General features: G+C 68.6%; 11 protein-coding genes. 5 read left to right on the top strand and 6 right to left on the bottom strand.

Going from position 1 to position 14,412, the window contains the following annotated elements:
* Window positions 1-195 precede the first annotated feature (195 nt).
* The 4 genes from ACOZ38_RS05855 to ACOZ38_RS05840 form a co-directional block, all read right to left on the bottom strand.
* On the bottom strand, window positions 196-606 hold the full coding sequence (locus tag ACOZ38_RS05855) for a hypothetical protein (RefSeq protein WP_424529118.1): 411 nt from the start codon (window positions 604-606) through the stop codon (window positions 196-198).
* On the bottom strand, window positions 603-2,030 hold the full coding sequence (locus tag ACOZ38_RS05850; RefSeq protein WP_424529117.1) for an AAA family ATPase: 1,428 nt from the start codon (window positions 2,028-2,030) through the stop codon (window positions 603-605). Before ACOZ38_RS05850 ends, ACOZ38_RS05855 begins: the two co-directional genes overlap by 4 nt.
* A gap of 246 nt (window positions 2,031-2,276) precedes the next feature.
* Window positions 2,277-3,431, bottom strand: a complete 1,155-nt coding sequence (locus tag ACOZ38_RS05845) for a hypothetical protein (RefSeq protein WP_424529116.1) — start codon at window positions 3,429-3,431, stop codon at window positions 2,277-2,279.
* Between the two features lie 114 nt (window positions 3,432-3,545).
* On the bottom strand, window positions 3,546-3,884 hold the full coding sequence (locus ACOZ38_RS05840; protein ID WP_424529115.1) for a hypothetical protein: 339 nt from the start codon (window positions 3,882-3,884) through the stop codon (window positions 3,546-3,548).
* A gap of 206 nt (window positions 3,885-4,090) precedes the next feature.
* Here ACOZ38_RS05840 and ACOZ38_RS05835 point away from each other — a divergent pair, with 206 nt between their 5' ends.
* The 4 genes from ACOZ38_RS05835 (at window position 4,091) to ACOZ38_RS05820 (ending at window position 9,869) form a co-directional block, all read left to right on the top strand.
* Window positions 4,091-4,651 (top strand): ATP-binding protein, encoded by a 561-nt coding sequence (locus ACOZ38_RS05835; protein WP_424529114.1) that lies wholly within the window; start codon window positions 4,091-4,093, stop codon window positions 4,649-4,651.
* Between the two features lie 134 nt (window positions 4,652-4,785).
* Window positions 4,786-5,889: an SRPBCC domain-containing protein gene (locus ACOZ38_RS05830; RefSeq protein ID WP_424529113.1), complete on the top strand. Its 1,104-nt coding sequence runs from the start codon at window positions 4,786-4,788 to the stop codon at window positions 5,887-5,889.
* A 222-nt stretch (window positions 5,890-6,111) separates the two neighbouring features.
* Window positions 6,112-8,796, top strand: coding sequence for a bifunctional glycosyltransferase/CDP-glycerol:glycerophosphate glycerophosphotransferase (locus tag ACOZ38_RS05825; RefSeq protein WP_424529112.1), 2,685 nt, complete (start codon window positions 6,112-6,114; stop codon window positions 8,794-8,796).
* Window positions 8,793-9,869: a glycosyltransferase gene (locus ACOZ38_RS05820; protein ID WP_424529111.1), complete on the top strand. Its 1,077-nt coding sequence runs from the start codon at window positions 8,793-8,795 to the stop codon at window positions 9,867-9,869. The genes ACOZ38_RS05825 and ACOZ38_RS05820 overlap by 4 nt, the downstream gene beginning before the upstream one ends.
* Before the next feature lie 17 nt (window positions 9,870-9,886).
* Here the strand turns inward: ACOZ38_RS05820 and ACOZ38_RS05815 are convergent, their stop codons facing one another.
* Together ACOZ38_RS05815 and ACOZ38_RS05810 are read right to left on the bottom strand one after the other, a co-directional pair.
* Entirely contained in the window at window positions 9,887-10,930 is a 1,044-nt protein-coding gene (locus tag ACOZ38_RS05815; protein WP_424529110.1) for a sulfotransferase family protein, read from the bottom strand.
* A gap of 2 nt (window positions 10,931-10,932) precedes the next feature.
* Complete coding sequence (locus tag ACOZ38_RS05810; RefSeq protein WP_424529109.1) at window positions 10,933-12,195, bottom strand: CDP-alcohol phosphatidyltransferase family protein; 1,263 nt, start codon at window positions 12,193-12,195, stop codon at window positions 10,933-10,935.
* 208 nt (window positions 12,196-12,403) lie between these two features.
* Between ACOZ38_RS05810 and ACOZ38_RS05805 the strand changes: the two genes are divergently transcribed.
* Window positions 12,404-14,353 carry a glycosyltransferase gene (locus ACOZ38_RS05805; protein ID WP_424529108.1) on the top strand — a complete coding sequence of 650 codons (1,950 nt, stop codon included), beginning with the start codon at window positions 12,404-12,406 and terminating at the stop codon, window positions 14,351-14,353.
* Window positions 14,354-14,412: the final 59 nt, after the last annotated feature.

Here is a 14,412-nt window from a genome sequence, read left to right as displayed (position 1 = left end):
CCCCCGTGACCCGCGTACCGTGGCCGGCCGTTTGATGCCCACCCAGACCGTGAGTGCTCCCACCACCAGCCAGTCGGGCACCACCACTGAGCGCCGAGAGGACGAATCATTCCATTACATCAACTGGGCATCACGTATGCCATCGCGGCACGTTCGCCGGAACGCTACATCCAGTCCTGCACAACTGACTCGATGTCAGCGACCAAGCGTTTCCAACTGGAAAGCTCTGAAACGGGTCCCATGCGGTCCAACCGTGCCAGGAGTTGGCGCCGATGATGAGAAAATCGCCTGGCTGTCCGCTCGTGGCGACGTCCCGAAGAGTCGGCTGCCGTCAGTAGGCACTGCTGGAGCAGCTTTTTCCTCGTAACCCGCATTGTCGGAGTCTCGGTGCACAACGACCAGATCGACCGAGGCGTGCAGCAGTCTCATACCCGCCTCCAGCCGCGACTTGACATCTTTGGCCACGCCGCCGAGAGGCGTGAAGTCGGGCTTACTGAGGCGCACCGACACACCGCGGTCAATAAATAAGGATTCGACCAGATCTGCCAGGGGGAGGTCGGAAGTTCCTTCGGATACGAACAGACCAGTGAATGCTTGCACGCTCACCCAACCATGTCCAGGGGAAGACGCAATTGGGCACCGGGAGGTGCCACCAGGTACGCGACTATATCGGCTTCCGAGAACGTCGGTTTACCCGGAAGCGCTCTCCATGACCCCACGTAGGGAACGAGGGAGAGAGCAGATCGGACCGTACCGTCCGAATCCCGCCACGGCCTTGCCTCAGCCAGCAGCAGATCAGCGGGGTCGCACAGTTGCACGACGCCGGGAGCGTGCGTGTTGATGATGACCTGCCGGAATGGATTCACTGCGTCCGGTTCCTCCCTGGCATCGATGGCCAGGTCCCGTACCAACTCGACCATTGCCGGAAGGTTAGCGGGATTGATCCCATTCTCCGGCTCTTCCATACAGATAAGTCCGGTTACCGTGGGATCTTCGAGCAAAACACACAGGGCAAGGAACCGCAATGTTCCCTCAGAAAGTGCTCTAGCCGGAAGACGTAGCCCACCGCGCTCCTGCAAGAAAAGGGTGAATACCTCCCGTACGGGATCAGGCTCTACTCGAAGGCTCTCCACCCCAACGCCCGAAAGATCTGACAAGCGGTCGGAGACGTGCGCGTACACCGAATCCTCATCTGGAATTCCGACATCCCTGCCGCTCTCCGTCGCTATGCGGAACAATGTCGCGGCCAGATGGCGGCCATCCGTCTCCAGGGAGCGCGAAGATCCGAAGCTGTCAGGGGCGCGCAGAGCCGAGGGTTCCAATGCCAGGCGCCGCCAGCTCTGCATCTCCCTGCGAGCAGCCAGAATCGTCGGATAGTCATTGGTGGTCACCGTGCTGAGAACCGTCCGACCGGCTCTCGCGGCAGCTCTCGGGAGCGGCCGGCCGAAGCTTCCGCCATCACCATGGACGTTGACGATCGTCCCGCTGTCCCTTTGCTCGGTGGAGAGGAACGCTCCGCCACGGCGCTCGTTCATGACCACGGCGTTTCTGAACCTCTTCACGCTGTGCGGAAAGCGAAGGTGTTTCGCCGCGGCGCCTCTGTTGATATGCCGAAGTTGCTCCCTGGCCAGGACCAACCGCCCAACGCTGCTCTCACCGTCAGGAGAAGCGTATTCAAGGTCGACTTCATAGCGCAGGAACGTCGCGGTCGGCTGGGCGGAGGCCCCGAGATCGTCCTCGACCTCCGCGGGCACGATCATCTCGACGGCCAACGATATGTACCGCCTATGGTCCCTGTAACCGTCCCAGAAGAGATCACGCGGGTCTCCACCACGCACCCCGGAAGCCCCCCGAACTCGCTGTGACGCCTCGACGAGCGTGTCCGTGGCAAGGTACGACAGGAATTCGATGACGTCGAAGACGTTGGACTTTCCGACGCCGTTCGCACCCGCGATGCAGGTGAACGGCCCGAACTCCGCTACGACGTCCAATAGGTTCTTGAATCCCCGCACCTCTAGCCGGGTTAGCATCAGATATCACCACAGATCAGTGCTGCGAGGTCATGACTGGTCGGCTGACGCTTCCCCTGCCCTCTTCCCCTCAAGTGCCTCAGCGATCGCGGCGAACTCGGCGAGGGCCGCTTGGAGGTCCTCGACGATCTCGCGAGCGACACGTCAGGGGGCAGCAGACTTTCAGCGTCCTCAAGACTACGGTCTTTCAACCAGGTGATATCGAGATTGACCTTGTCCCGGACGAAGTGCTGGTTGGTACGGCCGCTACGCCGGGATTCCTGGTGTGACCCCGAGTGCGCGAAGCTTCTCGTCCAGGTCGCGTACGTAGGTGTTCGTGGCCCACGGCTGGAGCTGTCCTCTGGCCGTGCGAAGACCGTCGATCAGGCGCACCGAGCTGTGTCGCGTTGTCATCTCGGCGACGTCACCTAGCCGTTGGACTGCCGCGAGTATCTCCCGCTTTTGCACAAGAGCGGTCACGAGTTCCAACGTCACGAAGGCACGGGTTCTGGTGAAGGAACTTCCCAGGCCTCTGAGCGTCTGCTCGGACGCGCTGAGCGCCTCGTTCGAACGCTTGAGGGCCACAAGGCAGTAACCGGTGTTGCGATGAACCAGCGTGGGCGTACACCAATAAAGGTGTGGGGGATCAGCCTCAGTCCGGGGATCCTCCGCCGCCCTGTGGGCACGATCGAGGGCACGAAGACCGTCCTCGCCCCTCCCCGCGTCAGTCAATGCCCGAGAAAACGCCAGGCAGGAGGCGGCTTGCTGCAGTCGACTGGGGCTTTCCTTCGCCCAGGCCTGCGCGGCGTAAGCGTGGTCGAGAGCCACGGTCGGCTTGCCCTGGTAGCCAAGGGTGTTCGCCAGGCAGTCATGCATGTGGGCCAGGAGTGTCGGATCTCTCAGCTCGTGAGCTGCTTCCAACCCTTGCTGGTACCAATGAACGGCTCCCGCGTAGTCGAGGATGTCGTAGCGCAGCCAACCACCGAGGTGACTCAGCGCCCAGTAGGCGGCGATGATGCGGTCACGGAGGGCGGGCATGAGGGTGTTCTGGTGTAGAAGCTGAGCCACGAGGTCACGCTGAGCGTTGACCACGGGAAGCAGCTTGACCGGCCCGTACGCCTCATCAAGCTGCCAGCAGTGGGCGATCAGATTTTCGATGGCGGTTACCGTCTGGGCGTCTACGCGGCCCGATCCCTGTACGGCTTGCGCGAGCCGTACCTCCTCGTCGGCGGTGAGGTGACGCAGCAGGCGAAGGGCGGGGACGCCGCCGAGGGCCAAGGCAAGATCGAAGAGCAGTTCGCGTCGCTTCACATCGGCCTCCTCGGCGGTGAGGGCGCGGAACAGGGCGGCACAGTCCCCGGGCCGTACCCCAGACGTCGCGACGGAGGTCTGCACCGGCCAGGCTCCAGCGGTCGATTCCATGCTCGCATGGGATATCTCGGGCATGGCAGCCCTGAGGCGGATGCGCTGACAGGGATCAAGGTGACGATAATCGGCCGCGTCGATCAGCTCACGTTCGTACGAGCCGTAGGTGCTTTAGGTCTGGTCGGTGACCAGCCGACGCGCCGTTGTCTGGTAGATCCGGGCCAGCAGATCGAGCACACGCGGCGAAGGACGACGCCTGCCCTCCGGCCACCCCTCCAAGTCGTACAACCGCGCGGTGCGCATCGACGCCGAGCCTGCCGGGTCCAGATCGTTGAACGCCGCCACCACCTGTGCGGCGGTCAACCCATGGGCATACCGATGCAGCAGCAACGGGCTGTCATCAAGATCCAGCCCAAGCACGTCGGCGATCTGGTCGTAGGTGAACCCCTTAGCCCGCAGGGCCTCACTGCGCTTCCGGCAGATGAGCAAGACGCGGTGCCCCTCGGTCATGCCTGCCCCTTCGACGAAGGTCAACACGAACGCGTGTTCGTCATACGCTCGCCATCCTAATCGCGGAGCGTATGCGTACAGTTACAAATTCGGAGAGCTGTGGAGTCAAAGCAGAGCGCGCGCAAGGGTCGTTGGCGGGCCTTCAGAACGAGAGTGACCAGGCACAACGATTGACGGCAGGCGTCCTACCGCAGGGTGTCGCGGGGATGGGGGACGGCTACGGCGCCGGGCGAAAGTACTCCTCGGCGCGGGGTGGTCCCGCGATCACCGGCAAGGAGGTGGCCGCCATGGCCGATCCCATCGTCGACATCACGGCCCTCCCCCGTACCCAGCGGGAGGGGGCTTCAGGCGACTGCGTCGTTCCCAGCGGGAAGATGGTGTGGCGCCGCGCGTTCACCGGGCTCGCCGAGGAGGCCCCCAAGGCCCGTGCCTTCGTGCGCTGCCTGCTGGCCGGCACCCGCTGGGCAGACGACGCCGAGTTCGCCACCGCCGAACTCGTCAACAACTCGCTGTTCCACAGCCGCTCGGGCAGGCCCGGCGGCTACTTCGTCGTCGAGGTCACCCGCCAGCCTCGGAGCGTACGTGTCGGCGTGTACGACCTGGGCGGCGGCGTGCCCGATCTCAAGAACCTGCCGGGGGAAGAGCCCACGGACGGCGTGTTGGACGAGGTGCTCCGCGAGCACGGCCGTGGTCTCGACGCCGTCACAAGGCTGGCCTCACGGGTGGGCTACCCGGGGGAACCCCTGATTCTCGATGAACCCCTGTAAGGGATTCGCATGACCCTGGCGTGAGGGGTACGAGAGTAGAAAGGGCACCTCGAACGGTCATAATGTCGCAAGAGCGACAAGGGCCGTCCTGCCGTCCACTCGGCGGGCCGTCACCCTGGAAGAGGAGCGGGTCGATGACGATGCGATTCGAGCACGAGTTCACGGTTCCCGTGCCGATCGAGCAGGCGTGGTCGGTGCTTCTCGATGTCGAGCGGGTCGCTCCCTGCCTGCCGGGGGCCACCCTCGACACCGTGGACGGCGACACCCTGACCGGCCGGATGAAGGTCAAGGTGGGTCCCATCACGGTTACCTACAGGGGCAAGGCGTCCTTCGAGTCGGTCGACAAGGACGCCCACGCGCTCAGCATCAAGGCCTCGGGCAAGGAGGCGCGCGGCACGGGCACCGCCAACGCGGTCGTCAGCGCGGCGCTGACCGGGGAGGGCGCGCATACCAAGGTCACCGTCGAGACCTCGTTCAACGTGACCGGCCGGCCCGCGCAGTTCGGGCGCGGGGTGATGGCGGAGGTCGGGGCCAAGCTCATCGACCGGTTCGCCGCCAACCTCGCCGCGCTGCTGCGCGAGACCCCCGAGGAGCTGTCCGCCACCGCCGTGTCCGAGGGGGCCGTCCCTCCCCTGTCGGCGGAGCCCGCGCCCACCCCGTTCAACCAGGCCGCCGCCAGCCCGCTGGGCGAGCCGACCACACCGGAGATCATCGAGCCCCTCCCGGCCGGAGAGCCGCTGGAGACCGCCGAGCCTGCGACGATCGGCGAGCCCGGGGAGTCCGGCGAGCCCGTGCGGAGCGGCACGCCCGTAGAGGCCAGGGAGCCCATTGAAACCGGTCAGCCCGTATTGAGCGGCGAGCCCGTGGAGACGGACCGGCCGTTGGAGGTGGTAGAGCACGTAGAGGCCGCGCAGACGGACCGGCCGCTGGAGGCGGTACCGAACGTAGAGGCCGCGCAGGCGGACGAGGCCGCTCAGACCACGCAGGCCGCGCAACCGGAACGGCATCTCACCGCGGTGCCGGACTCGTACGACGCGCCGTACGCGGAGGAGGCCGCCGGGCGGGAGGCGCACCCGGCGGGGACGGCGCGCACGTCCAGGACCGCCGACGAGGAGGCGCTCGACCTGCTGGAGATCGCCGGCCTCCCGCTGCTCAAGCGGGTCGCCCCGGTGGTCGCCGCTCTCGCCCTGGTGATCCTCATCGGCTGGCTGGTACGGCGCGTGGTGACGCGCCGATAGCCCCACAGGGCGCGGGTGCCCGGTTGCCCCGCGGGTGACGACGCCGATAGGCCCACAGGGGACGTTCGGCGATCGGTGATTCAGCCGGTGATACCACCCTCCCGCGTGGCGATAAGCGCAAAAGTCGGGCAAGAAGAGGTCAGCACTCTCCCGAGACGGGCGGCATGACCAACTGCCTGGGCATACCCGAGTCAGCGTCAATGCCGACTCGGGGGATGAAGCATGCAGCCGGATGTCAGCGTTGTGCTCATCACGTTCAACGATTCCGCCCGGCTGTCGCGCGCCATCACCTCCGTACTGAACCAGTCCCTGCACAACCTCGAAGTGATCGTCGTGGACGACGCGAGCACCGACGACACCGTCCGCGTGCTCGCGCGGATCGGCGACCCGCGCGTCAGGTACATCCGCAGGGAGACCAACAGCGGCGGGTGCGGGGCGCCGCGCAACGCCGGGCTGGACGCGGCCCGCGCTCCGCACATCATGTTCCTCGACAGCGACGACGAGCTGACCAGGCACGCCTGTAAGAGCCTGCTCTACGAGGTGGAGCGGACGGGCGTGGACTTCGCCTCCGGGCAGATCTCGCGCCTGTTCGAGTCCACCGGCCGCACCCAGCGGTACTACCCGTCGTTGTACCGGCCGCGCAGGGTGGTCGAGGGCATCCGCAGCGAGCCCCGCCTGTTCCTCGACGGGTTCGCGACCAACAAGCTCTACCGCACCGCCTTCCTGCGCGAGCACGGCCTGCGCTTCGCGGAGAACATCCACTACGAGGACCACGTGTTCACGGCCGCCCTGTTCTGCGCGGCCCGGCGCTTCGCCATCGTGCCGTGGGTCGTGTACCACTGGCACCGCGCGGTCGACGAGACCTCGATCTCGCTCTCGCTCCACGAGATGGACAACGTCCGGCACCGGGTGCGGGCGGCGCAGATCAGCGACGCGATCCTGCGGGACAACGGCTGCTCGGATCTCGTCGGCGACAGGCAGCAGCGCTTCCTCGTGCAGGACCTGCGCGTCTACCTCAACAAGCTGCCGCACCACACCACGGTCTGGATCAAGGAGTTCGCGTCGGTGGTGCGCCCGTACCTCGACGAGCTTGAGCCCGGCGTGCTGGGCAGGGCCGAACCGATGACCCGGGTGTGCTGCCATCTCATCCGCACCGACCGGCCCGAGGACCTGGTGGTGGCCGCCCGCTCGCTGACCGGTCCGAAGGCCGCGCCGCGCCATGCCATGCGGGTCGACGGCCGGACGTACTGGGGGACGCGCGCCGACCCAGGCCTGGAGATCACCGGGTTGCGCCTGGCCGAGCTGCCGTTCACCGCGTCCAGGATCCGGCACGAGATCGCCGAGATGTCGTGCGAGGGGACGGTCGTGTCGCTGACCGTGCGCACCTACGATCCGTTCGCGGTGCTCCGCCGCTGGAAGACCGTGGCCGACCTGAACGTCAAGGGCATGAGCGTACGGCTGGCGCCGCAACGGCAGGCGGACGGCAGCTACCTCACGCAGGTGGAGATGGACCTGGCCGAGGCGAGGCTCGGCAGGCTGGGGTTCGACGGCCGGCGGGACGTGCGCATCGCGTTCACCCGTTCCGACGGTCACAGGACGAGCGACCGGCTGCTGGTCGATCCCACCACGCCCCCGCTGGTCCTCACGGCGGGCCGGCACGAGGTCACGGTCGGCCCCGAGGGCGACAGCGCGTTCCTGCGCGTCTCCTGGAAGCCCGCGGGCCCGCTTCGCCGGGCGGCGCGGCTGCGCGCGCTGCGCACCATGGCCGGCCGCGCCGACCTCAAGCTGTGGGTGTACCGGCGCCTGATCCACCTGGTCCCGCGCCGTCGCGACCTGGCGCTGTTCGAGTCCGACATCGGCGCGGCCTGCACGGGCAACCCCAAGTACATCCACGAGGAGATACGGCGGCGCGGGCTGCCGCTGGAGGTGTGCTGGTCGGTACGCGGAGACCGTACGCACTTCCCGGACGACGTGCCCCTCGTGCGGCGGATGAGCTGGCGGTACATCTGGGTGATGGCCCGCGCGGGCTACTGGGTGGACACGCACGGCTTCCCGCTGGACTTCCCCAAGCCGAAGGGGACGCGCTACCTGCAGACCTGGCACGGGCAGACGCTCAAGACGGTCGGGTTCGACTCCCCCGACCTGCGCGGCGACTTCCCCGGCCCCCGCGAGCAGTGGCGGTCCGCCGTGTCGCGGTGGGACGCGCTGGTGTCCCCGGGCCCGGAGTTCGAGCGGGTCTTCGTCCCGTCCAACGAGTACACCGGGACCGTGCTCGGCTTCGGCTCGCCGCGCTGTGACGTGCTGGTCAACGGTGACCCGACCGCCGGGCCCCGCGTGCGCGAGGCGCTGGAGATCCCCGAGGACCGCAAGATCCTGCTGTACGCGCCCACGTACCGGGACCTGTCGAAGCGGAGCGGCACGTCGGTGCGGGTGGACCTCGAAGCGCTGGCCGGGGCGCTCGCCGACGAGTGGGTCGTGGTGCTCCGCACCCATCCGGCCGAGCGGTTCAAGGTGCCCGAGCGGACGCGCCACTTCGTCCGGCCCGCCGGGTCGTACCCCGAGGTGAACGACCTCATGCTGGCCTCGGACGCGCTGCTCAGCGACTACTCGTCGATCATCTGCGACTACGCCTGCACCGGTCGGCCGATCCTGCTGTACGCCGACGACTACGAGGAGTACGTGCGGGTGGAGCGCGGCCTGAACTACGACCTGCGCGAGATCGCCCCCGGGCCGGTGCTGGCGACGACCTCCGAGCTGGTCGCGGCGCTGCGCGGGCTCCCGGCGGTCACGGCGGAGTACGCCGAGCGGTACGCGGACTTCGCCGGCCTGTTCTGCTCCGAGGAGACCGGCAAGGCCGCACCCCGGGTGGTGGACGCCTTCTTCCGCGGCTTCGGAACCCGTCCGTGAACACGGTCGTCTTCGCCTGCATGGACGCCGACACGCTCGGCGGCATCCAGCAGGTGACCCACACGGTCGCCCAGGGCCTCGCCCTGCGCGGCCACGAGGTGCACGTGGTCGGCCTGCACGAGGCGCCCGACCCGTTCCGGTACGTCGAGCGGCCCCTGTACGAGCACCACGTGGTGCAGAGGCGCCCCCTCGGCGAGGGACGGCGGTGGGTGGCGCGCAGGCGCGTCTCGCGGCTGCTCTCCTCGCTAGGCCCGGGGTACGCGGTGCTGACCTCCCCCGGCGTGGTGTCGTGGATCGCCGACCTGCTGCCGCCCCGGCTGCGCGCCATCGGGCAGTACCACGGCTCGTTCGACCACGCGCGCGGGACCACGCACTTCGCGTCCGTACGCCGGGACTACGGGGACCTCTGCCAGGCCGTCTTCCTCAGCCCCGACGATGCCTGGCGGTTCGCCGAGGAGGCGCTGCTGCCGAACACCGCCGACCTGCCCAACCCGCTGCGGGCGTGGCCGGAGAAGACGTCCTTCCTGGACGTGCCGCGGGTGCTGGGGATCGGCCGCCTGGCCGCGGTCAAGCGTTTCGACCGGCTGATCACGGCCTTCGCCCGCGCCGCCCGTACCCAGTCCCAGTGGGAGCTGCACCTGATCGGCGACGGGCCCGAGCTGTCCCGCCTGCGCTCGCACGCCGCCTCGGTCGGGGTCGCCGGGCGCGTGGTGCTCCGTGGCAGGGTCCCGGCCTCGGAGATCGGCCGGGAGTACCTCAACGGCTCGATCCTCGGGCTCTCCAGCGAGCACGAGGGCTTCCCGCTGGTCGTGGGCGAGGCCGCCTCGTACGGGATGCCCACGGTCGCCTTCGACGTCTCGGGGGGCGTGCGGTCCCTGGTGCTGGACGGCACCACGGGCGTGCTGGTGCCGCCCGCGGACGTGGACGCGTTCACCGGCGCGCTGAGCGGGCTGATGGCCGACCCGGCCAGGCGGCGGCGGCTCGGAGCGGCGGGCCGGGTCCACGCGGAGTCGTTCCGGCTCGACAGGGTGCTGGACCGCTGGGAGGACCTGTTCGCCCGGACCCGCCGCTGATCCTTCGCTCAGGGGTGCTATCCCCTGATGAGCTCCTGCGAGGAGCCGCGCGGCCGGGGGATGCGCGCGAGCGAGACCTGCCCGGAGGTCAGCATCGCGGGCAGGGGGCCTGGCTCGCGCAGGCGGTTGACCCGGTCACGGCCCTGCTGCTTGTACCGGGACAGCCTGCGCCGGGCGACCGTCTTGCGGTAGGTCAGCAGCTGCCGCGCGGAAGACTTGGAGACGCCCGGCTCGTAGCCGTGCGCGCGGAGGCGGCTTCCCAGCACCTGGTCGCAGAGCGCGATCTCCCAGGGTTCGAGCCGGGTCGCCCAGCCTCCCACCCGCGCCCTGGTGACCTCCCCGTGCGTGTTGTTGTGCCACACCTTGTGCGCGGGCACGGCCAGCTCCGCGATCTTGTGTGGGTCGCACATCGCGGGATCGAACTCCTCGCCGATGAACCCGCACAGCCTGGCGAGCTCCGTCTCGGGATCGGCGGTCAGGTCCTCGTAGCGCATCTCGTAGTAGCTGTCGGCAGGCAGCCGCTTGGCGTAATCCCGTCCGTGGTCGACGGACTCCGACCAGTTGGCGATCGCGTGGAAGACGTCGAGCCTGAACCAGGGCATCTCCTTCAGCGAGGCCACGCAGTCGCGCCCGTCCCTGATCAGGTGGACGAACTGCGCGTCGGGAAAGAGCCGGAGCAGGGCGTCGACGTGCTTGACGTAGCAGGGCCGCTTGTCCCCCCACCGCGGCTTGCCGAACCGCTCGGCGTACGCCCGGAAGGCCTCGCCCATCACCGACCCCAGCGACCCGGGGCCCTCGACGGCCCTGCGCACGTACGTCGTGCGGTCGACGCCCATTTCGCGGAACTTGGTGGCCTTGTCGGTGGCGATCCACTCGGCCAGCCTGCGCCGGTTCTCGGCGTCGCGCATGTCCCCGTGAAGGCGGCGGCGGAAGTACGTCGAGAGCAGGAAACGGGTCTCAGGCGGCACCGCGATGCGCTCGTGCGAGTGCAGCATGAGCTGCAGCATCGTCGTGCCGGAACGCGGGCATCCGATGACGAAGATCGGCCTGTCGGGACTCATGACTACACCCCCGTGAAGAATGGGTCGGTCCGCACGTGCTGCTGGTCGTCGTGATCCGGCCCCATGGGGCCGCCTCGCCCCGCGAGCGCCCGGGTGGAGAGCCACATGCGGTAGACGAGGAAGATCTCGTTGAGGACGAGCAGGGCGCCGGCGCCGGTCGTCACGGGAAGCAGCGCCGAGGGCCCGAGCACGGGCGCCACCACGAATACGGCCGCGTGGAACTCGATGCCGCTCATCAGATGGGTGCGCACCCGGTGCCGCGCGAGGCGCTCGGCCAGGCGCTGACGCATGCCGGTCGGGGCCTCGGCGTCCTCCGGCAGGCACTCACGGTCCTGGTCGTACGGCTCGCGGCGCGGCGACGGCGGGGCGTGGTCGAGCGTCCCGCGCGAGATGGGCTCCGCCGAGGTCAGCGCGTCGCCGGGGATGGACGCCTGCCTGGGGATCGTGGCGCCGTGACCCGCTATCCCCTGGAGCCTCGGGTCGGGCCCCACCGGCTCGTACGAACCGTCGTGGCCTGGGTGTTCGTCGTGTTCCCTGGCGCCGGTGTCCTCGTCGCCCAGCTCGCGCGAGCGGGCGTCGCGTTCGGCCACCTCGTACACGGCCGGCTCGTACGGCGAGGCCATCTGGTCGTAGGGCTCGTACACCTCGTAGGGGCCGTACGCGTGGTCGGGAATGTCGTGGGGCGGGCTGTAGGCCGCGTCGTAGTCGGGGCCACGGCCCAGCGACTCGACGGCCATGGCGTCCCGCACCGCCGCCAGCTCCTCGCGGCGCGCGATGCGCCTGCGGGTCCTCACCGTCTGGCGCACCCGCTTCATCTGCGGGGCGTTGACGTAGCGGAACAGGTCCAGGATGGCGATGCCCGCGCCGAGCAGCACGTACGCGATGCGTCCCGTGGCGGCGTACTGGCCGTAGGCGATGCCGAAGGCGCAGCAGACGACGCGGAAGCGGTCGCCGACGTAGTCGAGCCAGAGGCCGAACGGCGTGCCCGTGCCCTTGAGACGGGCGATCTTGCCGTCCACGCAGTCGATCATGAAGCTGACGTAGAACAGCACCGCTCCCAGCATGAGGTGGTTGGCCGCGAAACTGCCCGCGGAAACCATGCCCAGGATCAGCGAGAAACGGGTAAGAGCGTTCGGGGTGATCTCGGTGCGATTCGCTACGAACAGTGCCACCCGGCATGCCACCGGGTCGACCATGAACACCGTCCACCATGAGTCTCGGCGTTTGCGCGTCGCGCGGACGTCATCCAGCGAATAGGACCTCATGGCAGCCAGCATGGCCACGTGAAGCCACCTAAAACTCACCGTCTGTAACTAACATGAGATCTCTAGATGCTTTCTTGACCGCCCCTGGCGACTGATCCACACGCCTTGACCTCCGGTCGCACGAAGGCGAGCCGCCGGTCGCCCGGGCCACGGCAACACGCCTTTCCGCCTACGTTGTGCACACGGCCGACCACATATCGTAGTGACCATGACCTCGACGCACAGGAGGGCGCATTTGACGGAGTTGAGCGTCATCGTCCCGATCTACAAGGTGGAGCCCTACCTCGCCGCGTGCCTCGACTCGCTGGCGTCACAGACCTGGCGCGACCTGGAAGTCATCATGGTCGACGACGGCTCCCCCGACGGCAGCGCCGCCATCGCCGAGCGGTTCGCCGCGCGTGATCCCCGGTTCCGGCTGGTCACCCAGCCGAACATGGGCCTGGGCGGCGCGCGCAACACCGGCGTCCGGCATGCGTCAGGCGAGTTCCTCGCCTTCGTCGACAGCGACGACCTGCTCCCGGAGTACGCCCTTGAGTACCTCGTCGCGAGCCTGCGCACGACCGGCTCCGACTTCGCCACGGGCAACGTCGACGTGCTGACCTCCCGGGGCAGGAGGCGGTCGCCGCTGCACCGTCCGATCTTCCGCGGCTCGGCCCCTGAGACCCATGTGACACGCAGGCCCGTGCTGCTCTATGACCGGCTGGTGACCAACAAGCTGTGGCGCCGCTCCTTCTGGGACCGTCACGACCTGCGCTTTCCCGAAGGCGTCCTCTACGAGGACATCCAGGTGGCCATCCCCGCCCACTTCCTCGCCGCGAAGGTCGACGTGCTGGCGGCCCCCGTGTACGTCTGGCGCCGCCACGCGAGCTCCATCACCCGCAACCGCGTCAACATCAGGAGCATGGAGGACCGCTTCTCCGCCGTCGCGTCCGTGCGCGGGTTCCTCGCCGAGCACGGGTCCCGGCGGCACCTCCGCGAGTGGGACCGTGTGGCGCTCGACTCCGACCTGCGGATCTTCATGCACCTCCTCGACCGGGCCGACGAGCCGTTCCGTGAGCGCTTCCTCGACCTCACCGCCGCCTACCTCGGCCAGGTGCACCGGGCGTCGACCGACCACCTCACCGCCATCAGGCGCCTCCAGTGGCACCTCGCGGGGCGCCGCATGCTTCCCGAGTTGCTCGAGACGGTGAGCTTCGAGCGGACCACCACGGACGAGCACCCGCCCGCCGTCCGCCACGGGCTCTTCCACTACGGGAGGCTTCCCTTCCTGGACGACCCCCGGTACGCCGTGCCGCGCGAGGTCTACCGCATGCGCGACGATCTCGCGCTCGAACAGGAGGTGCGCGCGGTGACCTGGCGGGCGGGCAGCCTGGTCCTGTCCGGGCGCGCCCGCGTCCTGCACCTGCGCGCCTCCCGGCGCCGTGACCAGCAGCTGGTCGCCTGGCTGGTGCGCGAGGGCACCCGTCGCCGGCTGCCCCTGGGCGTCGTCCTCGGGGCCCGGGGCCGTTACCGGCTCACCGTCGATCCGAAACGGCTCCACGTCAGGGGGGCTTCGTCACCGGCCACCTGGACGGTCGAGCTGTGGGTGCTGAACCACGGTGTCTTCCACCGTGCCGAGCTCGGACCACCGTCCCACATCAAGGCGCGAGGCCTGGTGAGCAAGCAGATCGAGCCGGGGGTGTGGGCGCGGCCTCACTGGTCCGACCGGAAGACCCTGCGGATCACCGTCGGCCCGTCCGAGGCCCGCCTGACCGGCCACCGCCTCGCCGGGGAGGCCCTGGAGCTCTCGCTGGAGGTGTCCGTCCCTCTGGGCGAAGACGCCCGGCTGTGCCTGACACCCCGTCCGGGCGGTCTCGCGAGCCACCACCCGCTCGTCCAGGGCGACCCGCCCGGGTCGTTCATGGCACGTGTGCCATTAGGTTCGCTGAAGCGGAGCACCACCGGGCGGCAGTCCGAGTGGCGGGCGCACGTCAGGGGGAGCGCGCTTCGCGCGCCGGTCGCGGTCACCCTCACCGGCACCAAGCCCCGGCCCCGCCACATCACCGCGGACCAGGAGATCGCCCTGCGCCGGGCCGCCGCCGACGAGCTCGCCATCCGGGTACGCAACCCGCGCGCCACCGCGACGATCTTCCCCGCGGAACGACAGTCAATTGTCTGATAGTTCACCCAAGCGATACCGATATTGCGTGATTTTTCCGTCTGTGTGGAGGCTGGGAT

Source organism: Sphaerisporangium viridialbum, from assembly GCF_049674955.1.
GTDB lineage: Bacteria > Actinomycetota > Actinomycetes > Streptosporangiales > Streptosporangiaceae > Sphaerisporangium > Sphaerisporangium viridialbum.
The sequence above is the reverse complement of the archived record's forward strand: the minus strand, read 5'-3'. Positions and strand labels throughout refer to the sequence as shown.